The organism is Pseudomonas sp. MF08817 (assembly GCF_059862705.1).
Map to the genome: position 1 here is coordinate 123,526 of NZ_JCBCUY010000003.1, position 22,033 is coordinate 145,558.

Sequence of the window (22,033 nt, forward strand, 5' to 3'; positions counted from 1 at the left end):
CCGTTTGCGACTAAGGTCGGGTGGGGTACCTACAAGCCTTCTGCCATCATTTGCCTTCACCCCTTTGATTTGAACCTTCCTTCACGGCACTGCGCCGCGTTGGACGGACCGTTGTTTGCGCCGGGCCAGGCCTGGCGCAAGGCAATACCGCTGGAGCTTTTTGCATGCGTCCCCCTTTTTGCTTCACCCCCGCGCGCCAGACCCTGGGTTTCGGTGCGCTGCTGCTGTGCGCCGGTTTTACTGCCCAGGTGCGGGCCGCGGGCTTTTTCGATGACGCCAGCGCCAAGCTGGAATCGCGCACCGTCTACTTCAACCGGGACTTTCGCGACGGCCACACCGCCAGCGACCAGGGTGCATCCAAGCGTGAAGAGGCGGCCCAGGGTTTTATCCTCAACCTGCAATCGGGCTACACCCAAGGCACGGTCGGCTTTGGCGTGGATGCGTTGGGCATGCTCGGCCTCAAGCTCGACTCCAGCGCCGACAGCAGCAACAGCGGCCTGCTGCCCTCCAGTGGGCAGAACCCGCGCGGTTCCAAGGACCAATACGCGAAGCTGGGCCTGACCGCCAAGGCCCGGGTCTCCGAGACCGTCGTGAAGTACGGTGCGCTGCTGCCCGACCTGCCACTGCTCAAGTACAACGACGGGCGCCTGCTGCCGACGATGTTCAATGGCGCGATGCTCAGCTCCCGCGAGGTCAAGGACCTCACCGTGATGGCTGCGCGCCTGGATCACTACACCGCCCGGGATTCCACCGACGCCCAGGACATCCGCGTGCACTGCAAGAATAAGCGCTACGCCTGCAACGTTACCGCCGAGCACTTTGACATGTACGGCCTGGACTACCGCTTCAACGAGCGCCTCAGCGGCCAGTACCACTACGCCGAACTGGAAGACATCTACCGCCAGCACTTCATCGGCCTGCTCGCTAACCAACCGTTGGGCGCCGGCAGCCTGAGCGCCGATGTGCGCTTGCTCAAAAGCGCCGACAGCGGCGCCGCCAACGCCGGGCGCATCGATAACCGCGCCCTCAGCACGATGCTGGGCTACGGCCTCAACGGCCATAAAGTCAGCGTCGGCTGGCAGCGCATGAACGGCGACAATTCAATGCCGTACCTCGATGGCAGCAACCCCAACCTGGTCAACTACGTGCAGGTCAACGATTTTGCCGCCGCCCAGGAGCGTTCCTGGCAACTGCGTTACGACTACGACTTCAAGGCCATCGGCCTCAACGGCCTGAGTTTTCTGACCCGCTACGTCAGCGGCGACCACATCAAAGTCCCCGGCAGCGACCAGCCAGGCAAGGAATGGGAACGCGACAGCGAACTCAAGTACATCGTGCAAAGCGGCACGTTCAAGGACGTCAGCCTGCGCTTACGCAACGCCACTTACCGCAGTAACTACGAGAAGTTTGCCCGGGATATGGATGAAACCCGGGTGATCGTCAGCTACAACTTTTCGCTGTTGTAGGAAGGTTGCGGGCAGGCCTGGGGTTTTAATGCCAGGCCTGCCCGTGGCACTCGGCACCGGGCTGATGAACGTTCACGGGGTGATGGCAATCACGCCTTTTCTCACCCCGGTGTTATCCGTGGCCCCGCCCGCCACGTATTGGCCATTGGTGGACATGGCGTAGAGGCGGCATGCGTTACCCGCCAGCAGGTTATCGATGATTTGTGTGCCGGCCGAGGGGCTCCAGATGGCGCAGCGGTAGAACCCTGCGGCGTAGCTGTTGAAGGCGACTTTGATCGTGTCCTGGGCGATATCGGCCAGGTACACGTTGTTGTAGGTGGGCGGCGGGGGGATCACGGTGACAAAACTGCCCACCGGGTCCCAATAGGCGGCGGCCGGGTTGCCCGAGGTGTCCTGGTAGCTGACATAGACCTTGGCGGTCTCGTTGAGGGCGAACGCGGTGGTGCTGGTCACGCCGGGCACCAGGGCAAAGGTGCTGGGGGTGGCGGTGGCGTTGTTCCAAAACGTGGCTTTGGTGACATTGCCCGGGAAGTAGCAGGTGCCGGTGTACTGGAAGTTGTTATTGACCCCTACCGCCACGCAACGGCTGGCGCCGGCGGGCACCGGCAGCAGGGTGTGGGTGTAGCCACCGGCGCCGTTGACGGCCGCGTGGCCGCGCATCGCACCAGAGGCGTTGGGGCAGTTGAGGGCTACTACCGGTTTGCCGCTGCTGTAGACCTCCGAGAGGTCAACGGGCATGCAGCCATCGAAAATATTGGAGATCGCGAACGCGGTGCCACTGCCCGCCGGCCAACCCGCGGCCTTGGTGCCCAGTGCGCCGATGCTCACGCCAGCCACTTCGCCATTGCGGTTGATCGCGGTGGGGTTGCTACGCAAGCCGACCTCTGGCAGCAGCAAAGGCATCAGCCGCGTCGGGTTGGCTGCTGGGTTGCTGGCATTCCAGATCACCCCTTGCTTACCGCCCAGCAAACCGGGGCAAACGCCGACGATGGTGCGGTTGTTGGCTACCCGCAGAAAAGTGGTGTCGCATTGGGTGTTGGCGATCAACGGCTTGAGGAACACGGCCGGGTTGGGCAGCGTCGCCACCCACACCTGGCTGTTGGCGGCGGTGGAGAGCTGTGAGCCGACGATGTCGCCGTTGAAATTGACGCTCAACGCTTCGGTTTGCCCTGGGCCGGTGGGGCCGACGTCTTGCAGGCTGATGGCGTGGGCGGCGGACAGGGGCAAGACAACGCAGAGGCTGAAAAACAAGGGGCGTGTTAAGTCGCGAGCCTTCCATTGGCTGTTCATGGTCATTCCTTGGGTTGAGCCCGGAGTGGGTGACCTGAACCTACGCGGTACTGGCACGGGGCCGCAACTGTCAGAGTTGACAGCTTGTGCGCCCCGTGAAAATGAAGTAAAGCGCCCGTGAAAATCGCCTCTGGATCACTGGCCGGCGCGGTTCTTCGCCTCGATCCACTGCGCCATGTACTGGGTGCTTTTGTGGTGATGGTGGCGCAGCATGCTGCCGGTGAAATTATCGCGCCGACGTTGCGCCAGGTCCTGGCGGCAGGCTTGCAAGCGTTCGATCAGGGCCGCGCCATGGGCCTGCTTGCTGTAGCGCGCCGCCAGCAGATCCCGCCCGCGCTGTTGCGCCTCGGTCCACAGGGCGCGGTCCTGGTACAACTGCACGGCGGCGGCGGCCAGGGTGCTGGCGCTGTCGGCAATGGCCCCGGGCCAGGGCAGGTCGCCGGCCATGGCTTCGGCGCCGATGGGGGTGGTGACGTTGGGCGTGCCGCAGAGCATGGCATCGACGATCTTGCCCTTGATCCCGGCGCCAAAACGCAGCGGCGCCAGGCAGATGCGTGCCGCGCTCATGACCTGCAAGGCGTCTTCGGCCCAGTTCATCACATGAAAGCCCTGGGCCGGGTTGTGCAGGGCGGTGGCCTTGGGCGGGGTGTAGGCGCCGTAGATGTGCAGCTGGGCGCCGGGTAGTTGCTGGCGGATCAATGGCCACAGGCTGGTCTTCATCCACAGCACTGCGTCCCAGTTGGGCGCGTGGCGGAAGTTGCCGATGGTCAAAAAATGCGCCCGCTCCTCGAACGGCACGAAGTGGTGGGGTGGGCTGTCGGGCATCAGCGGGCAGCAGTGCAGCAAGGTGCGCGGTAACTTGAACTGATTTACCAGCAACTCGATTTCCACCTCGGAAATCATCAGGTTCAGGTCGCAGCGGTACAGCGCGGCGATTTCCCGCTTGGCCAGGTCGGTATCGGCCATCAAGCGGAACTCGTCGACCGGGGCCAGGGCGAACAACTGGCTGAAATCGTCACCGTCATCGCTGGCCTTGAGGCGCTCCTTGAGGCGCTGGTGGCGGGCGTGGCGCAGGCTTTGCAGGTCAGATGTCTCCAGCACGCGCAAGGCGTCGGGGCACTGCTGCTCGACGCGCCAGCCGAACTGCTCTTCCATCATGAATTGGTCAAACAGCACGATATCGGGGGCTAGTTCGCGGACAAAGTCGTCGAAACTGCTGTTATTGAGCTCGATCGGGCATTCGCGGATGCCCAGGGCGGTTAGGTCGGCCTTATGCTCTCCGGGCCCTGCGGGGCTGGCGAAGGTGACCGCCCAGCCTTGCTGCAAAAAAGCTTCGAGGATTTGCATGACATGGCCGCTGGCGGCCGAAGAACGCGGCTCGGGCCACACATAGCCAATGACCAGCACTTGGGTGGTGGCAGACGGGATCATCAGGGAATTCCTAGGAACGGGCAGGGCGCAGGACGCGAAAAGGTCGCAATTAAACCACACGAACTCTTTTTTGTAGCAGGCGCGCTTGCCCGCGCCGGGGTACATGGCGCCCCTTCAGCGGTACGGCGCCTCGCCGGTTTTTTACGGCCGCTGCGCAGCCGAGCGCGGGCGAGCCCGCTTGCTACATAAGCCTTACCGCGCGCACGGCGCCTGGGATCGGAGGGCGAGGATGGCACTGACTTTGTCGCGCAACTGGTCGATGGAGAAGGGTTTGGCAATCAGGTGCATGCCGTCGGGTACGACCAGGTTTTCGGCGTAGCCGCTGGCGAACAACACCTGCAATTGCGGGCGAAACCCTTGGGCCTGGATGGCCAGTTTCTTGCCGTCGATGTCCGGCAGGCCGACGTCGGTCATCAGCAGGTCAATGGTCTGGCCCCGGTCCTGCACCAGCTCGAGCGCCGCTTGGCCGTTTTTCGCTTCCAGCACCTTGAATGCCAGTTCTTCCAAGACATCAACAATCAGCATGCGCACGATTTGATCGTCTTCGACGACGAGGATGGTGGAGGCAGTGGTGGACATGGTCGGGCTCTCGATAAAGGAAAAAGGTGTGCCGGCGCTGCGATGGATCGGCTTCTTGCTTAAGTAAGCCGCCAATTGTCACAAGTTCCTGAAGTTGTACAAAAAAATCCGACCGTACAGGCAGGCTCAGAATAACCGCTGCGCGTGATTTCTGGCAGTGACGCATAGGAAAATGCGCCTAACATTGTCAGAAAAATAGCTGCTTTGCCCGTGCATGGGGCAAACTCCCTGGTTTTTAACCCTTCACCAAGGCCTGCACATGACCCTTTCGCCGTCGGTCGATGAACAGAGTTTTCGCAAACTCCTGAGCCGCAACGTCAGCCTGCCCCTGGGCGTTGGCGTGCTGAGCGCGGTGTTTTTCGTCTCCCTGATTACCTATTTGTTGTCGGTGATCCAGTGGGTGGAGCACACCGACCGGGTCATCAACAACGCCAATGAGACGGTGAAGCTGATGATCGATCAGGAAACCGGCATGCGCGGCTTCCTGATTACCGGCGACGAGCACTTCCTTGACCCCTATGAAGTGGCGCGGCCGCGGATCATGGCCGACCTTAAGGGTTTGCAGGAACTGGTGGCCGACAACCCGCCCCAGGTTGACCGCCTCAAGCGCCTGGCAGCCTTGCAGGCCGAGTGGGACAACTTCGCCCAAGAGATGATTAACCTGCGCCGTGCCAATGGTGATTACCGCGGCGCGGTGCAGGCCGGGCGTGGCAAGCGTCTGACCGATGAGGTGCGCAGTGAGTTCGACACTTTCGTGGCCATGGAGCAGCAGTTGCGCGTCAACCGCAACGAAGACGTGCGCCACACCACGATTCTGACCATCAGCCTGTATTTGCTGTTCGTGTTGGGCATCAGCGGGTTGCTGGCGTTTATCGGCCGCCGCGATTTGGTCAATCTTTCAACCAGTTACAGCGCAAACCTGGCGTCCCAACAAAAGAGTGCGCGACGCCTGGAACAGCAGGCCTGGCTGCGCAATGGCCAGACCGAATTGGCCGAGCAAGTGCTGGGGCAACTGACGCTCAATATTCTGGGGCGCAATATTTTGCAGTTCTGCGCCCAGTACCTGGGCAGCGCCGTGGCGGCCATGTACGTACGCGAAGAGCACGGCGGCCTGCTCCGGGTGGCGTCCTATGGCTTCTCCCGCGAGCAGGAAGCGCACGGTGAGACGGTGTTCGTCGGTGAAGGCGTGCTCGGCCAAGCCGTGGCCCAGGACCGTTTGATCCGCCTCGATGACGTACCCGAGGACTACTTCAAGGTCAGTTCCGGCCTGGGCGAAGGCACCCCGCGCAGTGTGCTGGTGGTGCCCCTGAGCAACGACGAGCAGATCAACGGCGCGCTGGAGCTGGGCTTCTTGCGCCCGCTCACCGACCGCGATGTGGAGCTGCTGGAGCTGATCGCCGACAACATCGGCACCTCCATCGAAGCTGCCCGTTACCGCCAGCGCTTGCAGGAGGTGCTGGCCGAGACCCAGCAGCTCAACGAAGAGCTACAAGTGCAGCAGGAAGAACTCAAGACCGCCAACGAAGAGTTGGAAGAACAATCACGCATCCTCAAGGAATCCCAGGCTCACCTGGAAACCCAGCAAGTGGAGCTGGAGCAAACCAACGAACAATTGGCCGAGCAGGCCCTGGCCCTGGCGGAGCAGCGCGATGCCATGGACGTGAAAAACGGCGAGTTGAGCCTGGTCCAAGTGCAGCTCGAAGAGCGCGCCCTGGAGTTGCAGCGTTCAAGCAAGTACAAGTCCGAGTTCCTGGCCAACATGTCCCACGAACTGCGCACGCCCCTCAACAGTTCGCTGATCCTGGCCAAGCTGCTGGCGGAGAACCCCCAGGAAAACCTCAGCGCCGAGCAGGTCAAGTTTGCCGAGTCGATTTACTCGGCGGGCAACGATTTGCTCAACCTTATCAACGACATCCTCGACATTTCTAAGGTCGAGGCCGGCAAGCTGGACGTGCGCCCGGAAAACACCCACGTGGCGCGCCTGGTGGATGGCCTGCGCGGGATGTTCGAGCCCCTGGCCGGTGACAAGGGCTTGGAGTTTGAGATCAATCTGGCCGCCAGTGCCCCGACACTGCTGTTCACTGATCGTCAGCGCCTGGAGCAGATCCTCAAGAACCTGCTGTCCAACGCGGTCAAGTTCACCGAACGCGGCGCGGTCAGCCTCACGGTCACGGCCCAGGACGACGGCGCCATTGCCTTTGCCGTGTGCGATTCGGGCATTGGCATTGCCGCCGACCAGCAAGAAAGCATTTTCGAGGCGTTCCGCCAGGCCGACGGCACCACCAACCGCCGTTACGGCGGCACCGGCCTGGGCTTGTCTATCTCCCGCGACCTGGCGGCCATGCTGGGCGGCTCCATTGCGGTCACCAGCGAGCCGGGCAAGGGCAGCATTTTCACCCTGGTGCTGCCGTTGCAGTACGTCGAGCAGGGCGAGCAGCCCAGCGAACCGACGAAAATCAGCAGCGCCGCGGTAATGCCGGCGACGGTGCGGGTCTCGCCGCTGCCGGTGGTACACGATGTGGAAATCGCCCGGTTCGCCGACGATCGCGACAAAGCGCCGTTCGCCACCCGCTGCATCCTGGTGGTGGAGGATGAGCCGAACTTTGCGCGCATCCTCTTCGATCTTGCACATGAGCTGGGTTACCACTGCCTGGTCGCCCACGGCGCGGACGAGGGTTACAACCTGGCCGAGCAGTTCATCCCCGACGCGATCCTGTTGGACATGCGCCTGCCCGATCACTCCGGGCTGACGGTGCTGCAACGCCTCAAGGAGCACGCCCAGACCCGCCACATCCCGGTACACGTGATCTCCGTGGAAGACCGGGTCGAGGCCGCCATGCACATGGGCGCCATCGGCTACGCGGTCAAACCCACCACCCGCGAAGAGCTCAAGGACGTGTTCGCGCGCCTGGAGGCCAAGCTGACGCAGAAGGTCAAGCGCGTGCTGCTGGTGGAGGACGACGACCTGCAACGCGATAGCATTGCCCGCCTGATCGGCGACGATGACATCGAGATCACTGCCGTTGGCCTGGCCCAAGAAGCCCTGGACCTGCTGCGCAGCAACGTCTACGACTGCATGATTATCGACCTCAAGCTGCCGGATATGCTGGGTAATGACCTGCTCAAGCGCATGTCCACCGAGGACATCCGCTCGTTCCCGCCGGTGATCGTCTACACCGGGCGTAACCTGACCCGCGATGAAGAGAGCGAACTGCGCAAGTATTCGCGCTCGATCATCATCAAGGGCGCGCGCTCGCCCGAGCGTTTGCTCGATGAAGTGACGTTATTTCTGCACAAAGTCGAATCGCGGTTGTCCCATGAACGGCAAACGATGCTCAAGACCGCCCGCAGCCGCGACAAGGTCTTCGAGGGGCGCAAAGTGCTGTTGGTGGACGACGATGTACGCAATATCTTCGCCCTCACCAGCGCCCTGGAGCACAAAGGGGCAATTGTCGTGATCGGCCGTAACGGCCGTGAGGCGATTGAGAAACTGGAGGAAGTGGAAGACATCGACCTGGTGTTGATGGACGTGATGATGCCGGAGATGGACGGTTTTGAAGCCACCATCGAGATCCGCAAGGACCCGCGCTGGCGCAAGCTGCCGATCATCGCGGTCACGGCCAAGGCCATGAAGGACGATCAAGAGCGCTGCCTGCAGGCCGGCGCCAACGATTACCTGGCCAAGCCCATCGACCTGGATCGCCTGTTCTCGCTGATTCGCGTGTGGTTACCGAAGATGGAACGTATCTAAGTGGAGCGAAATACCGAAATTGAACTGCGGCTGCTGATTGAAGCGATCTACCTCAAGTACAGCTATGACTTTCGCGATTACTCCGGCGCATCCATCAAGCGCCGGGTCAACCACGCCTTGAAGCAGTTCGAGTGCAAGACCATCTCCGCATTGCAGGAGCGGGTGCTGCACGACCCGGCGATGTTCATGCAGTTGCTGCAACTGCTGACGATCCCGGTCAGCGAGATGTTCCGCGACCCGGCGCACTTTCTGGCGATCCGCCAGGAAGTGGTGCCGCTGCTCAAGACCTACCCCTCGATCAAGATTTGGATCGCCGGGTGCAGCACCGGGGAGGAGGTGTACTCCATGGCCATCCTGCTGCGTGAGGAAGGCTTGCTCGAACGCACCATCATCTATGCCACCGACATCAACCCGCACTCGCTGGAGAAGGCCAAGCAGGGGATCTTTTCCCTGGAGAACGTTCGCGCCTACACCCATAACTACCAGCAGGCGGGTGGGGAACGTTCGTTCGCCGACTACTACACCGCGGCCTATGATTACGCGATTTTCGACAAGAGCCTGATGGAGAACGTGACCTTCGCCGACCACAGCCTGGCGACCGACAGCGTATTCTCAGAAACTCAGTTGATTTCTTGCCGCAATGTGTTGATTTACTTCAATAAAAAACTTCAGGATCGCGCCTTTGGGCTGTTCCACGAATCCCTCTGCCACCGTGGTTTTTTGGTGCTGGGCAGCAAGGAGACCCTGGAATTTTCGGCCTACGGCAAGCGTTTCGAGCCTTTGGTCAAACAACAACGGATCTACCGCAAACTATGAAGGACGACGTCGTCAAGGGCAGTGCCCTGCCTCGGATCGAGGCTATCGTGATCGGTGCTTCGGCCGGTGGGGTCGAGGCCTTATTGAGCGTTTTCAGCGAGTTGCAGGCGGGTTTTAAACTGCCGATCATCATCGTGCTGCATTTGCCCGACCAGGCGCGCAGCCAACTGGTGGACGTCTTCGCCCGGCGCCTGCCGATCCCGGTGCGTGAGGCCGACGACAAGGCGCCCATCGAGGCGGGCACGTTGTACGTGGCCACGCCCGGCTATCACCTGTCGGTGGAGCAGGACCACAGCCTGTCGTTGAGCCTGGAGGCGCGCGAGCATTACGCGCGGCCCAGCATCGACTTCCTCTTTGAGTCCGCCGCCGACGCCTACGGCCCGGGCCTGGCCGCCGTGTTGTTGACCGGCGCCAACCACGACGGCGCCCGGGGCCTGGCGCGAGTCAAGCAATACGGGGGCCTGACCGTGGTGCAAGACCCCCAAGAGGCACAAGTTGCCACCATGCCCGCGGCGGCGCTGGCGCTGCACCAACCGGATTATGTCCTCCCGCTGCGCGGCATCAGCCGTCTGCTGGCCGAACTGGAACACATCGCATGCTGAGCCCGATCCAAGCCAAATTGTTGATCGTCGACGATCTGCCGGAGAACCTGCTGGCCCTGGACGCCCTGATAAAGCGTGAGGACCGCACGGTGTACAAGGCGCTGTCGGCGGACGAGGCCCTGTCGCTGCTGTTGCAGCACGAATTTGCCCTGGCCATCCTCGACGTGCAGATGCCGGGCATGAACGGCTTCGAGCTGGCCGAGCTGATGCGCGGCACGGAAAAAACCAAGAACATCCCCATCGTGTTCGTCAGCGCCGCCGGGCGTGAGCTCAACTACGCCTTCAAGGGCTATGAAAGCGGCGCCGTGGACTTTTTGCACAAGCCCCTGGATATCCACGCGGTGAAGAGCAAGGTCAACGTGTTCGTCGACCTGTACCGCCAGAGCAAGGCCATGAAGCAGCAGGTCGAAGCCCTGGAGCAGAGCCGTCGCGAGCAACAGGCCCTGCTGGAGCGCTTGCAGGCCACCCAGAACGAACTGCAGCAAGCGGTGCGCATGCGCGATGACTTCATGTCCATCGTCGCCCATGAGGTACGCACGCCGTTGAACGGGCTGATCCTGGAAACCCAGTTGCGCAAGATGCACCTGGCCCGGGGCAATGCGGCGGCGTTCAGCCTGGACAAGATGCACGCCATGGTCGACCGCGATGAACGGCAGATCAAAAGCCTGATCCGCCTGATCGAAGACATGCTCGACGTGTCGCGCATCCGCACCGGCAAATTGTCCATCCGCCCCAGCCGCTTCGACCTGGCGCAATTGGTGCGTAACCTGCTGCAAGGCTTTGCCGCGCAGATCGAGGCCGCCGAATGCTCGGTCAGCCTTGACGCGCCGGAGCCGGTGGAGGGCGACTGGGACGAGTTCCGCATCGAGCAAGTGGTGTCCAACTTGCTGACCAATGCCTTGCGCTATGGCGGTAAAAGCCTGATCCAAGTGCGCGTATACTGCGCCGGCCGCGAGGCGCGGGTGGAAGTGCAGGACAACGGCATCGGCATCAGCGAAGAGAACCAGCGGCGCATCTTCGCCCAGTTCGAGCGGGTTTCGGACAAAACGGTGGTGGCGGGCCTGGGGTTGGGGCTGTTCATTTCCGAGCAGATTGTCGCGGCCCATGGCGGCACCATCGACGTGGAGAGCCGGATCCACGAAGGTGCTTTATTTCGCGTGAGCCTGCCGCTGTGAAAAACAGCGCCGGGCGACGCAACCTCTGCGTGACCGGGTGGTCGTATCCGGCAGCAATTGACCGAACAAAGGCGTCCCATGAGTGAAGATGCGCAAGACGTTGTACTGATCGTCGAAGATGACCCCTCGATCCTGATGGTGCTGGCGGCTTACCTGTCCGGGGAAGGCTACCGGGTGCTTCAGGCGGAAAACGGCGAACAGGCGTTCCAGATCCTCGCCACCAAGCCGCACCTGGACATGATGATTACCGACTTCCGCCTGCCGGGCGGCATTTCCGGGGTGCAGATCGCGGAACCGGCGGTCAAGCTGCGCCCGGAACTGAAAGTGATCTTCATCAGCGGCTACCCTCAGGAAATCCGCGAATCCGGCAGCCCCATCGCCCTCAAGGCGCCGATCCTGGCCAAGCCCTTTGACCTCGATGTGCTGCAGGAAATCATGCAGGACATGCTCGCCTGAGTGCACGCCCACCCTGTATGTGGGGGCTTGCCCGCGATAGCGGCATGATTGCGGGTAGACCGGTGTCGGCTGTGCCAGCCTCATCGTGGGCAAGGCCCGCTCCCACAGTTGAACGGTGGTGTGGGTGGGATTTTGATTTTTCCTCTGTGGGAGCGCGCCTGCTCGCGATGGCGGCCCCTTCTACAACCCCTGCTGCAACGCCGGGTCATCGGGGTTTTGCTGTTCCAGCAAGGCCAGTAGCACCTGAACGTTCTGCAACTGCCCCGATTCTTTCCAGTAATTGATAAGCAGCACCCGCGCCTTGCGGTTGGCGGGTTGGCGCTGGACGATCTCTTGCAACTGCTTTTGCGCCGCTTGCAACTCGCCCTCGTCGTGCAGGGTGGTGGCCAGGTCATAGCGGTAATGGGGGTTGTCCGGTTCCAGCTCCACCGCCCGGGACAGGCCGAGCAAGGCGTATTCGCCCTGGCCGTGTTGCAGCAGCCACATGCCCAGGGCGTGTTGCAGGTAGGCCGAGTCGGAATGGGCTTGCAGTTGCCGCGCCAGTAACTGGCGGGCGGCGTCGCCCTGGCCTTGTTTGTCGAGCACTTCCACTTGCAGCACCACGGCGCGCAAGTTATCCGGCTCAAGGCGCAAGGCCCGTTCCAGGGCCTGTTGCGCGGCCTTGAGGTCGGCGTTGTGCAGGTACAGGCGCGCCAACAGGTATTGGCTGTCGACGTCGTCGGGCCTGGCCTTGAGTACGGCTTGGTACTCCTCCAGCACCTGCTGCAAGGGGCCGAAGTACAACCCCAGGTCATCCGGCGACAACCCCAGCAAGGCGCTGGCGGCGGCAAACCGCACGCTTTGCTCGGGGTCGTCCAACAGCGGCCCGAGCAACAGGCTGCGTGGCCCCCCGGGCACCAAGGCTACGACGCTCTGGATCGCCGCTTGGCGCACCTTTGGGGAGGGGTGGTGCAAGTCTTTGTCCGCCAGTTTCAAGGCCTGGGGGCTGGGGTAGTTGGGCAGTTCGGCATGCAGGCGCACGCGGCGGCTGTCGGGCAGGTCGCTGCGGGCAAATTGCTGGTACAGCACCCGCGCCGCGCCGGGTTGGCCATTGCGCGCCTGCGCCAGGGCCTTGTTGAAACCGTGCTTGACCGCCGGGGCCACGTCGGGGGTGGTATCGCGCAACAGCAGCCAGGCAACGCCCGCGGCCACTACCAGCGATAGGCAGATCAACAGGTGACGGCGGGGCTTGAACATGCAGGTATCCGGGCGCGGGCGGGTTTTGCGCAGGGGGCCAAGCTTCGGCCAGAGCGCGCTGCGAGTCAAACCCCGGTGTTCAAGTGAGGACGAAGTCTTTGGGTTCCAGGGCTGGTGGCAGGTCGGTGTGGCCCAGTGCGGCGAGGATTTCCCGTTCCAGGGTGCGTACGATGGCATCGCACGGCAGGTCGTTTTCGTCGAAGCCGAAGGGGTCTTCGAGGTCGTCGCCGATTTCGTCCAGACCAAAAAAGGTGTAGCTGACCACGGCGGTGAAGATCGGCGCCATCCAGCCCAGAGGCTCGGCCATGGCAAATGGCAGCAGGATGCAGAACAGGTAGATGGTGCGGTGCAGCAGCAGGGTGTAGGGGAAGGGCAGCGGCGTGCTCTTGATCCGCTCGCAACCGGCCTGCACGCCGCTGAGGCTGACCAGGCGCGATTCGAGCTGGGTGTAGCGCCAGTCGCTGATAAGGCCTTGCTCGGCCAGGCGCGAGCAGCGTGCGCCGATGCGTTGCAGCAGGCTGTCGGTGAGGTTGGGGTGGGCGTTGTCCACCGCCGGTTGCACCCAGGGCGCGATGGCCGCGTGCTCGGCCTCGCCGCGCAGCCGCGCAATCAGGCCATGGGCGAAGCCGCACAGTTCACGCAGCAGCGCTTCGCGCACCTGCGGGTCGGCGATCACCTGGCTTTCGCGGATCAGCGAACGCACTTCGATAATCAACTGCCCCAATTGCTTGCGGCCCTCCCACCAGCGGTCGTAGCAGGCGTTGTTGCGAAAACTCATGAAGATCGACAGCGACAGCCCCAGCAGGGTGAAGGGCGTGGCGCTGACCTTGGCGAAATAGGCCGGGTGCAGGGTTTCGATCAACACGATCACCGACGCCAGCAACGTCACCAGCAGGCTACGCAAGGCGATACGCCGGGCAATCGAGCCCTTGAGGGAGAACAGGATGCTGACCAGGTTGGGCTTGGGGCGAACGATCATCGGTGCAGGATTTACCCAGTGGGAGGCTTTCGTGGCCCCGCCAGAGTAGGATCGCCCCTAGGGCTTGTCCAATCGCTTTGGCTGACGGCTTGATCGATAAGATCTATTAATGGATTCTCCTTAATCAATGCTGCTGTCGTGGCAACCCGGCGCGGGCAAGCTCGCTTTCTACCTACAGGCAGCGGTCCATGGCGCATTCACAGAAGGATTTCCCATGAGCAACCAAGACCCCAAACCTTCCCTGTCCCTTTCCTCTGACTGCCCCAGCGAGGACGGCGAGCGGCAGATCCAGCGCATCACCGCCCGCACCGCCGAGGTGGGTGGCGGTATCCCGGTCAGTCGCCTGATGCCTTCGCGCCAGCGGCGCAAGATCGGCGCCTGGTGTTTTCTCGACCATGCCGGCCCGGCGCTGTTCGAGCCCCTGGGCGGCTTGCGGGTGGGGCCCCATCCGCACATTGGCTTGCAGACGTTCACCTGGATGATCGAAGGCCAAGTGCTGCACCGCGACAGCCTGGGCAACGAGCAAGTGGTGCGCCCTGGCCAGGTCAACCTGATGACTGCCGGGCGCGGCATCGTCCACACCGAAGAGTCCCTGCCCGAAGAACGGCGCCTGCACGCCGCGCAGTTGTGGATCGCCTTGCCCGCCAGCCACGCCGACTGCGCGCCGGCGTTCGATCATTACCCGGATTTGCCCCAGTGGGATGAAGGTGGCCTGCACATCACCTTGCTGGCCGGGCACTTCGCCGGGCGCCAGGCACCGAGCAAGGTCTACACACCGCTGGTGGGCCTGGACCTGCTGGCCGAAGGCGCGGCCCAGGCGCGCTTGGCCCTGGACCCTACCTTCGAGTACGGCATCCTGCCCCTGGACGGGGCGCTTCAGGTTAACGGCCAGATGTTCGCCAATAATGAACTGGCCTATCTGGGCCGGGGCCTGGACGAGGTGCAACTGCACACCCGCGACGGCGCCCGTGCCCTGCTGCTGGGCGGCGCGCCGTTCGAGGAGGAGATCTACATGTTCTGGAACTTCGTCAGCCACAGCAAAGTGGACATCGTCCTGGCCCTGGAGGCCTGGAACCAGGGTGACCTGCAACGCTTTGGCGAGGTAGAAGGCTTCGACGGCCCCCGGCTGACGGCCCCGGACCTGCCGTGGCAGAAGGTTTGAGCACAGGCCGCGAGCAATCCCCTGCGGGCGCTGGATGGCTCGCGATGGCGGTTTGAGACGCAAAAAAAAGCCCCGCGATCGAATGATTCGCGGGGCAAAGGTTTGGTTGGTTGCGGCCAACCAAAGGAGCAACTCAGGGGTTAATTACGGGCCAGGGTCTCGGGTTGCCAGCCGCCGCCCAGGGCTTTGTAGATGGCGACGATGCCGCGATACAGGTCCACCTCGGCCAGGGCTTGGGCGTCTTCGGCGGCCAGGCGTTCGCGCTGGGCGTCGAGCAGCACGAGGAAGTCCTCGGTGCCTTCGCGGTAGCGGATTTGGGCCAGGTCAGCGGCGGCGCGGCTCGATTCGCTTTGGCGGATCAGCGAGATCAGCCGTTGCTGGCGCTTGCCGTAGTCGCTGAAGGCGTTTTCCGATTCTTCCAGGGCCAGCAACACCTGCTGTTCATAGCTGGCCAGGGCGCCCTCGGCTTCGGCATCGGCGCCGCGCAAACGGGCGCGCACGCTGCCCAGGTCGAACGCCGCCCAGGTGATGCTCGGGCCCAGCGCCCAGGCGTTGGCCGCCGAGGAGCCGATCTGCGAGCCGCGCCCGGCGGTAAAGCCCAGGAAGCCGCTGAGGCTGACCCGTGGGAACAAATCGGCCTTGGCCACGCCTATGCGGGCGGTGGCGGCGGCCAGTTTGCGTTCGGCGCTGGCGATGTCGGGCCGGCGTTGCAGCAGTTCACCCGGGTCGCCAATGGGCAAGGCCTTGGCGATGGCGGGTAGGGTCGCCGGGCTCAGGTCCACGCTCAGTTTGTCCGGGCGTTCGCCCAGCAGGGTGGCGATGCGGTTGCGCTGGCGCGCCTGCTCGGCCTGCAATTGCGGCACGCTGGCTTCCACCGAGGCCAGGCGCGCATCGGCGCGGACCACGTCAAGCTGATCGCCGACGCCGGCATCGCGCAGGCTTTCGGTGATCTTGCGCGAGTCCTGCTGGTTCTTCAGGTTGGCCAGGGCGATGCCCTCGCGCAGTTGGGCGCCGCGCAGTTGGCCGTAGGCGTCCACCAGTTCGGCAATCAGGGTCACTTGCAACTGGTAAAGGTCGGCTTCGGCCACTTGCTGCTCGGCGTCGCTGGCTTCCAATTGGCGCTGGATGCGGCCGAACAGGTCCAGTTCCCAGGCCATGTCCAGGCCCAGGTCGTAGCGTTCGCTGTTAACGCGGCGCTCGGTTTGCCCCGGCACCTGGCCTTTGCCCAGGTCGCTGCTGGCGCGGCTGGTGATGGTGGGCATGGCGTCATTGCTGACGTCATCGCGGATCGCCCGCGCCGCCCGCAGGCGGGCAAACGCCACGCGCAACTGGCGGTTGCCTTGCAGCGACTGGCTGACCAATTGGTTCAACGTCGGGTCGTCGAACTGCTGCCACCAGATGCCCTCGAACCGCGCACGGTCGAAGTTCTTCTGGCCGGCCGCGCCGTCGGTGGCGGCCGTGATGTGGGCCGCTTCGGTGGCCGGTGTCGAGTAGTCCGGGCCCACGGCGCACGCGCTCAGGGCCAGGGCCAACAGGCTGGGCAGGAAGGCTTTGGGGCTCATGGGCGTGCCTCCAGTATCAGGGCCTTGGCCGCTTTGCGTGCTTCGCTGCGCTCCACGAAATTACGGATCAGTACGTAGAACACCGGGGTCAGCAGCAGGCCGAAGAAGGTCACCCCCAACATCCCAGAGAACACGGCTACACCCATGGCGTGGCGCATTTCCGCCCCCGCGCCGCTGGAGAAGACCAGGGGCACCACGCCCATGATGAAGGCGAACGAGGTCATCAGGATCGGCCGCAGCCGCAGGCGGCAGGCTTCGAGCACCGCGCTCAAGGCGTCCATGCCTTCCTCTTGCTTGTCCTTGGCGAACTCGACGATCAGGATCGCGTTCTTACACGCCAGGCCCACCAGTACGATCAGGCCGATCTGGGTGAAGATGTTGTTGTCACCGCCCCAGGCAATGACCCCGGCGATGGCCGACAACAGGGTCATGGGCACGATCAGGATCACCGCCAGCGGCAGGCTCCAGCTCTCGTACTGGGCCGCGAGCACGAGGAACGCCAGCAGCACGCAGAGCGGGAAGACGAACAGCGCCGTGTTGCCCGAGAGGATCTGCTGGTAAGTCAGCTCGGTCCATTCGTAGGTCATGCCGTTGGGCAGTTCTTCCTTGAGCAGTTTTTCGATGGCCGCCTCGGCCTGGCCGGAGCTGTAGCCGGGGGCTGCCGCGCCGTTGATTTCGGCGGTGACAAAGCCGTTGTAGTGCATCACGCGGTCCGGCCCTGCGGTGTCGCTGACCTTGATGAAGGTCGCCAGCGGGATCATCTCGCCTTTGTTGTTGCGCACTTTCAACTGGCCGATCTGCTCAGGTTCGAGGCGGAACTGCTGCTCGGCCTGGACGTTGACCTGGTAGGTGCGGCCAAAACGGTTGAAGTCGTTGGCGTACAGCGAGCCGAGGTAAACCTGCAGGGTGTCGAAGATGTCGGTGATGGCCACGCCGTGGGTCTTGGCCTTGTCGCGGTCGATGGCGGCATCGACCTGGGGCACGTTGACCTGGTAGCTGGTGAACAACCCGGCCAACTCCGGCACGTTGTGGCTCTTGGCGATGACGTTCTGCACTTCTTTGTACAGTTCCTCATAACCCAGGCCCGCGCGGTCTTCGACTTGCAGGCGGAACCCGCCGATGGTGCCCAGGCCCTGTACCGGCGGCGGTGGGAAGATCGCCATGTAGGCTTCCTGGATGTCCGCGTACTGGGCGTTCAGGGCGCCGGCAATGGCACCGGCCGACATGCTCGGGTCCTTGCGCTCATCGAATGGCTTCAAGATGACGAAGACGATGCCGTTGTTCGGGCTGTTGGTGAAACCGTTGATCGACAGGCCGGGGAAGGCCACCGAGCTTTCCACGCCAGGCTGCTTGAGGGCCAGCTCGGACATGCGCTTGATGACGTCTTCGGTGCGGTCCAGGCTCGCGGCATCCGGCAGTTGGGCGAAGGCCACCAGGTATTGCTTGTCCTGGGGCGGCACGAAACCGGTGGGGGTGCTGGAGAAACCGAAGAAGGTCAGCACCATCAGCCCGGCGTACAGCACCAGGGCAATGCCGCTGCTGCGGATGACCCGGGTCACGGTGCCGACATAGCCATGGCTGGCGCGGTCGAAGAAACGGTTGAACGGGCGGAACAACCAGCCGCCGAACAAACGGTCCAGAACCTTGGAGAAACGGTCTTTGGGCGCGTCATGGGGTTTGAGCAACACCGCCGCCAGGGCCGGGGACAGGGTCAGGGAGTTGAAGGCCGAGATCACCGTCGAAATGGCGATGGTCAAGGCGAACTGTTTATAGAACTGCCCGGTCAGGCCACTGATGAAGGCCGCTGGAATGAACACCGCACACAGCACCAGCGCCGTGGCGATGATCGGCCCGGTCACTTCGCGCATCGCCCGCTTGGTGGCGTCTACCGGGCTGAGCCCCAGGCCGATGTTACGTTCGACGTTCTCCACCACCACGATGGCGTCATCGACCACGATGCCGATGGCCAGCACCAGGCCGAACAGCGACAGGGCGTTGAGGGAGAAGCCGAACATGTGCATCACGGCAAAGGTACCGATCAACGACACCGGCACGGCGGCCAGGGGGATGATCGAGGCGCGCCAGGTTTGCAGGAACAAAATGACGACCAGCACCACCAGAATCAGGGCCTCGAACAGGGTGTGCACCACTGCTTCGATGGAGCCGCGCACGAAGATCGTCGGGTCATAGACGATGCTGAAGTCCATGCCTTCGGGGAAATCTTTTTTGAGTTCGGCCATTTTTGCCCGAACGTCGTTGGAGATCTCGATGGCGTTGGAGCCCGGGCGCTGGAAGATCGGGATCGCCACTGCCGGTTGGTTGTTGAGCAGCGAGCGCAGGGCGTATTGGCTGGAGCCCAGTTCGATGCGGGCGATGTCTTTGAGGCGAGTGATTTCACCGTCGTCGCCGGCGCGAATGATGATGTTCTCGAACTCTTCCTCGGTGACCAGGCGCCCCTGGGTGTTGACCGACAGTTGGAAACTGCTGGCGCTCGGCGCGGGTGGCGCGCCCAGGGCGCCGGCGGCAACCTGGCGGTTCTGCTCGCGGATGGCGTTGACCACGTCGGTGGCGGTGAGGTTGCGCGAGGCGGTTTTGTTCGGATCGAGCCACACCCGCAGGGAGTAGTCGCCCATGCCGAACAACTGCACGTCACCGATACCATCGAGGCGCGCCAACTCGTCCTTGATGTTGAGCAAGGCGTAGTTGGACAGGTAGAGCATGTCGTAGCGCTTATCCGGCGAGGTCAAGTGCACGACCATGGTCAGGTCGGGTGAGGCCTTGTCCACCGTGATCCCGATGCGCGTCACCTCTTCGGGCAGCTTGGGCTGGGTGCGGGTCACGCGGTTTTGCACCTGCACCTGGGCGTTGTCCAGGTCGGTGCCCAGGGCGAAGGTGATGGTCAGGGTGATCTTGCCGTCAGCGGTGGACTGGGAGGACATGTACAGCATGTTCTCCACCCCGGTGATCGCCTGTTCCAGAGGCGCGGCCACGGTTTCGCCGATGACCTTGGGGTTGGCGCCGGGGAAGTTGGCGCGCACTACCACGGTGGGCGGTACGACTTCCGGGTATTCGCTGATGGGCAGTTGGAACAGCGAGATTGCACCGGCGATCAGGATCAGCAGCGATAGCACTGCGGCAAAGATCGGCCGGGAAATAAAGAACTGGGAAAAATTCATCGCAAGTGTCGTCCCTTAACCGCGTGGCGTGGCAGCGGCCAGTTTTACCGCCGAGCCTGGCGCAGCCTTGGCAGGGGTGACCTGCGGCAGGTTGCTGGCTTCAAGCGCTTGTCGTTGTTGTGCCAGAGCGGCGAGGGTGGCCTGGTCGGCCATGGGAATGACCTCGGGCGCCACCGGCGCACCGGGGCGTACCCGTTGCAGGCCCTTGACGATGATGGTGTCGTCCTTGCTCAGGCCGCTGCGCACGATGCGCAGGCCTTCGATCTTGGGCCCCAGTTCCACGGCGCGGTAAGTGGACTTGTCGCCGTCCATCACCAGCACGAACTTCTTGCCCAGGTCAGTACCCACGGCTTCGTCGCTGATGAGCACCGCCGAATAGGTGCCGCTGCCCACCAGTTTCAGGCGCGCATACAGGCCTGGGGTGTAGCTGCTGTCACGGTTGTCGAACACCGCGCGGCCACGGATGGTGCCGGTTTTGGGGTTGACCTGGTTGTCGACGAAGTTCATCTGGCCCAGGTGCGGGTGGCCGTCTTCGTTGGACAGGCCCAGGTACACCGGGGTGGTCTGGCCGCGTTGGCCCTGGCGCGCCAGCTCGGTGTACTTGAGGTACACGCGCTCGTCGGCGTCGAAGTAGGCGTAGACCTTGTCGGTGGACACCACGCTGGTCAGGGCCGTGGTGTCGGCGCTGACCAGGTTGCCGGCGGTGATCTGGGCACGGCTGACGCGGCCACTGATGGGCGAGGTGACGCGGGTGAAACTCAGGTTGAGCTTGGCCAGGTCCAGTTCGGCCTGGATGGCTGCCACACCGGCCCGGGCTTCCTGGGCGGCGCTGGTGCGCGAGTCGGCCAGTTCAGCGGAAATCGCGTTGTTGGTGCGCAGGCGCTCGCCGCGCTGGGCTTCGTTTTCGCTGCGGTTGGCGCTGGCGCGGGCCTGTTGCAGCTGGGCTTCGAGGCGCCGCACCTGGGCCTGGAACGGCCGGGGGTCGATCTGGAACAGCACGTCGCCCTTTTTCACCAGGGCGCCTTCGGTGAACGCCACCTGGTCGATCTGGCCCGACACGCGCGGGCGGATCTCTACGGTTTCTGGGGCTTCGAGGCGGCCGGTGAACTCGTCCCACTCGTTGACCGGTTGTTCCAGCACCTTGGCCACGCTGACTTTGGTGGCAGGCATATTGGCGGCCGTCTCCGGGGCCTTGCCGCATGCGCTCATCACCAGCACCGCCAACGCGGCGAGGGGATAGCGCAAATGTTTGAGTGACTGTTCCATGGATGCATCCGCCAATGTAGTGAGATGGGCGGATGATGCGTGGCGCGGGTGCAAGTCACGAATCGAATGAGGCGAAGGTAACTATCATCCGCAATGATATAAGCCGCGCCATAGCCCTCTGGGACGGGGGGTTCGTTAGGCGGCTATCAATATCGTTGATGGTTGGGGGCCTGCCTCTGTGGCAGCAACAGTCTTACCCCGACTATTCGTCATCGCCACTGCGTGCCGCCATCGCGAGCAGGCTCGCACACAGAGGAAAAACGAACATCCCATCCGCACCACCGTTCAACTGTGCGAGCCGGCTCGCGATAGTTTTCTCAGTCAGCCCAAGCGGTAAAAACGCCGCGCATTGTCCCACAGCGCCATGCGGGCGCCGTCTTCGCCCAGGGCGTCGGCCAGCAGGGCAATGTCCCCGGCTTCAAAAGCGCGTGGCGCGCGGGTGGAGGGCAGGTCGCTGCCGAACATCAAGGCATGGGGGTTGGCGCGGTGGATGTGTTGCAGCACCGGTGCCACGGCGAAATCCACCCGGCCAAAGCCGCAGGCCTTGATGCGCACACCTTGCTCGGCCAGGCGCAGCACACTGGGCAAGCCCGCGTGGCTCAGGCCCAGGTGGTCGATACTCACGGCCGGTAGGCGCAGCAGGCGCGTTTCCAGGTCGGGCAGCTCCCGCGCATCGACATACAGCTCCACATGCCAGCCCAGGTTGGCATGCACCCGCAAGGCCATGGCCTCCAATTGCTCCAGTGGCGCCGAACCGCCGCGTTTGAGGTTAAAGCGCAAGGCGCGCACGCCGGCGGCATCGAGCGCCAGCAGTTGCGCATCGCTGACGTCCTCGGGCAACTGGGTGACGCCGACAAACCCGGGCCCCAGGCGTTGCAGGGCGGCGAGCAGGTAGCGTTGGTCGAAACCCTGGAAGGAGCCGGACACCACGGCACCGCCCACCATCCCGAGGGGCTCGGCCTGGGCTCGGTAGTCGTCCACCGTGAAGGCGTCAGGCAAAAAGCCCTGGTTGGCGATCAGTGGGTAGTTGGGGTCGATAATGTGGCAATGAGCATCGAAAATCGGCGAAGCCATGGCAATCTCCGC

16 protein-coding genes are annotated in these 22,033 nt (G+C 63.3%); 7 read left to right on the top strand and 9 right to left on the bottom strand.

The genetic code is table 11. The annotated features are described in order from the left end of the window. Window positions 1-164 precede the first annotated feature (164 nt). Window positions 165-1,466, top strand: a complete 1,302-nt coding sequence (locus AC19YR_RS03280) for an OprD family porin (protein ID WP_500597124.1) — start codon at window positions 165-167, stop codon at window positions 1,464-1,466. A gap of 72 nt (window positions 1,467-1,538) precedes the next feature. Here the strand turns inward: AC19YR_RS03280 and AC19YR_RS03285 are convergent, their stop codons facing one another. From AC19YR_RS03285 to AC19YR_RS03295, 3 genes are all read right to left on the bottom strand, one after another. After that, window positions 1,539-2,756, bottom strand: coding sequence for a hypothetical protein (locus AC19YR_RS03285; RefSeq protein WP_500597125.1), 1,218 nt, complete (start codon window positions 2,754-2,756; stop codon window positions 1,539-1,541). 135 nt (window positions 2,757-2,891) lie between these two features. Continuing rightward, complete coding sequence (locus tag AC19YR_RS03290; protein WP_500597126.1) at window positions 2,892-4,187, bottom strand: glycosyltransferase family 4 protein; 1,296 nt, start codon at window positions 4,185-4,187, stop codon at window positions 2,892-2,894. 192 nt (window positions 4,188-4,379) lie between these two features. Then, the gene (locus tag AC19YR_RS03295; protein ID WP_500597128.1) at window positions 4,380-4,766 is read right to left on the bottom strand and encodes a response regulator; all 387 of its coding nucleotides are present in this window, start codon (window positions 4,764-4,766) and stop codon (window positions 4,380-4,382) included. Window positions 4,767-5,025: 259 nt separating this feature from the next. Between AC19YR_RS03295 and AC19YR_RS03300 the strand changes: the two genes are divergently transcribed. From AC19YR_RS03300 to AC19YR_RS03320, 5 genes are all read left to right on the top strand, one after another. Then, window positions 5,026-8,517 (top strand): response regulator, encoded by a 3,492-nt coding sequence (locus AC19YR_RS03300; protein ID WP_500597130.1) that lies wholly within the window; start codon window positions 5,026-5,028, stop codon window positions 8,515-8,517. Beyond that, the gene (locus tag AC19YR_RS03305; RefSeq protein ID WP_095108517.1) at window positions 8,518-9,333 is read left to right on the top strand and encodes a CheR family methyltransferase; all 816 of its coding nucleotides are present in this window, start codon (window positions 8,518-8,520) and stop codon (window positions 9,331-9,333) included. Further along, complete coding sequence (locus tag AC19YR_RS03310) at window positions 9,330-9,935, top strand: chemotaxis protein CheB (RefSeq protein WP_500597131.1); 606 nt, start codon at window positions 9,330-9,332, stop codon at window positions 9,933-9,935. Before AC19YR_RS03305 ends, AC19YR_RS03310 begins: the two co-directional genes overlap by 4 nt. Next, window positions 9,929-11,110 carry a hybrid sensor histidine kinase/response regulator gene (locus AC19YR_RS03315; RefSeq protein WP_500597133.1) on the top strand — a complete coding sequence of 394 codons (1,182 nt, stop codon included), beginning with the start codon at window positions 9,929-9,931 and terminating at the stop codon, window positions 11,108-11,110. Before AC19YR_RS03310 ends, AC19YR_RS03315 begins: the two co-directional genes overlap by 7 nt. A 78-nt stretch (window positions 11,111-11,188) precedes the next feature. Then, window positions 11,189-11,566, top strand: a complete 378-nt coding sequence (locus AC19YR_RS03320; RefSeq protein WP_500597135.1) for a response regulator — start codon at window positions 11,189-11,191, stop codon at window positions 11,564-11,566. A 180-nt stretch (window positions 11,567-11,746) separates the two neighbouring features. On the opposite strand, the gene AC19YR_RS03325 is transcribed toward AC19YR_RS03320, so the two are convergent. Then, the gene (locus AC19YR_RS03325; protein ID WP_500597136.1) at window positions 11,747-12,802 is read right to left on the bottom strand and encodes a tetratricopeptide repeat protein; all 1,056 of its coding nucleotides are present in this window, start codon (window positions 12,800-12,802) and stop codon (window positions 11,747-11,749) included. Between the two features lie 79 nt (window positions 12,803-12,881). Then, complete coding sequence (locus tag AC19YR_RS03330) at window positions 12,882-13,781, bottom strand: bestrophin family protein (protein WP_095108513.1); 900 nt, start codon at window positions 13,779-13,781, stop codon at window positions 12,882-12,884. A gap of 214 nt (window positions 13,782-13,995) precedes the next feature. On the opposite strand from AC19YR_RS03330, the gene AC19YR_RS03335 reads away from it, so the two are divergent. Next, window positions 13,996-14,943, top strand: coding sequence for a pirin family protein (locus AC19YR_RS03335; protein WP_095108512.1), 948 nt, complete (start codon window positions 13,996-13,998; stop codon window positions 14,941-14,943). A 140-nt stretch (window positions 14,944-15,083) separates the two neighbouring features. Here AC19YR_RS03335 and AC19YR_RS03340 read toward each other — a convergent pair whose 3' ends face one another. The 4 genes from AC19YR_RS03340 to AC19YR_RS03355 all read right to left on the bottom strand — a co-directional run bounded on the left by AC19YR_RS03340 (window position 15,084) and on the right by AC19YR_RS03355 (window position 22,021). Beyond that, window positions 15,084-16,505: an efflux transporter outer membrane subunit gene (locus tag AC19YR_RS03340; RefSeq protein WP_095108511.1), complete on the bottom strand. Its 1,422-nt coding sequence runs from the start codon at window positions 16,503-16,505 to the stop codon at window positions 15,084-15,086. Then, window positions 16,502-19,681 carry an efflux RND transporter permease subunit gene (locus tag AC19YR_RS03345; protein WP_095108510.1) on the bottom strand — a complete coding sequence of 1,060 codons (3,180 nt, stop codon included), beginning with the start codon at window positions 19,679-19,681 and terminating at the stop codon, window positions 16,502-16,504. Before AC19YR_RS03345 ends, AC19YR_RS03340 begins: the two co-directional genes overlap by 4 nt. 15 nt (window positions 19,682-19,696) lie before the next feature. Next, a complete protein-coding gene (mexE, locus tag AC19YR_RS03350) occupies window positions 19,697-20,947 on the bottom strand; it encodes a multidrug efflux RND transporter periplasmic adaptor subunit MexE (RefSeq protein WP_095108509.1) in 1,251 nt (416 codons plus the stop codon). A gap of 321 nt (window positions 20,948-21,268) precedes the next feature. Next, on the bottom strand, window positions 21,269-22,021 hold the full coding sequence (locus AC19YR_RS03355) for an amidohydrolase family protein (protein WP_500597138.1): 753 nt from the start codon (window positions 22,019-22,021) through the stop codon (window positions 21,269-21,271). Between the last annotated feature and the right edge of the window lie 12 nt (window positions 22,022-22,033).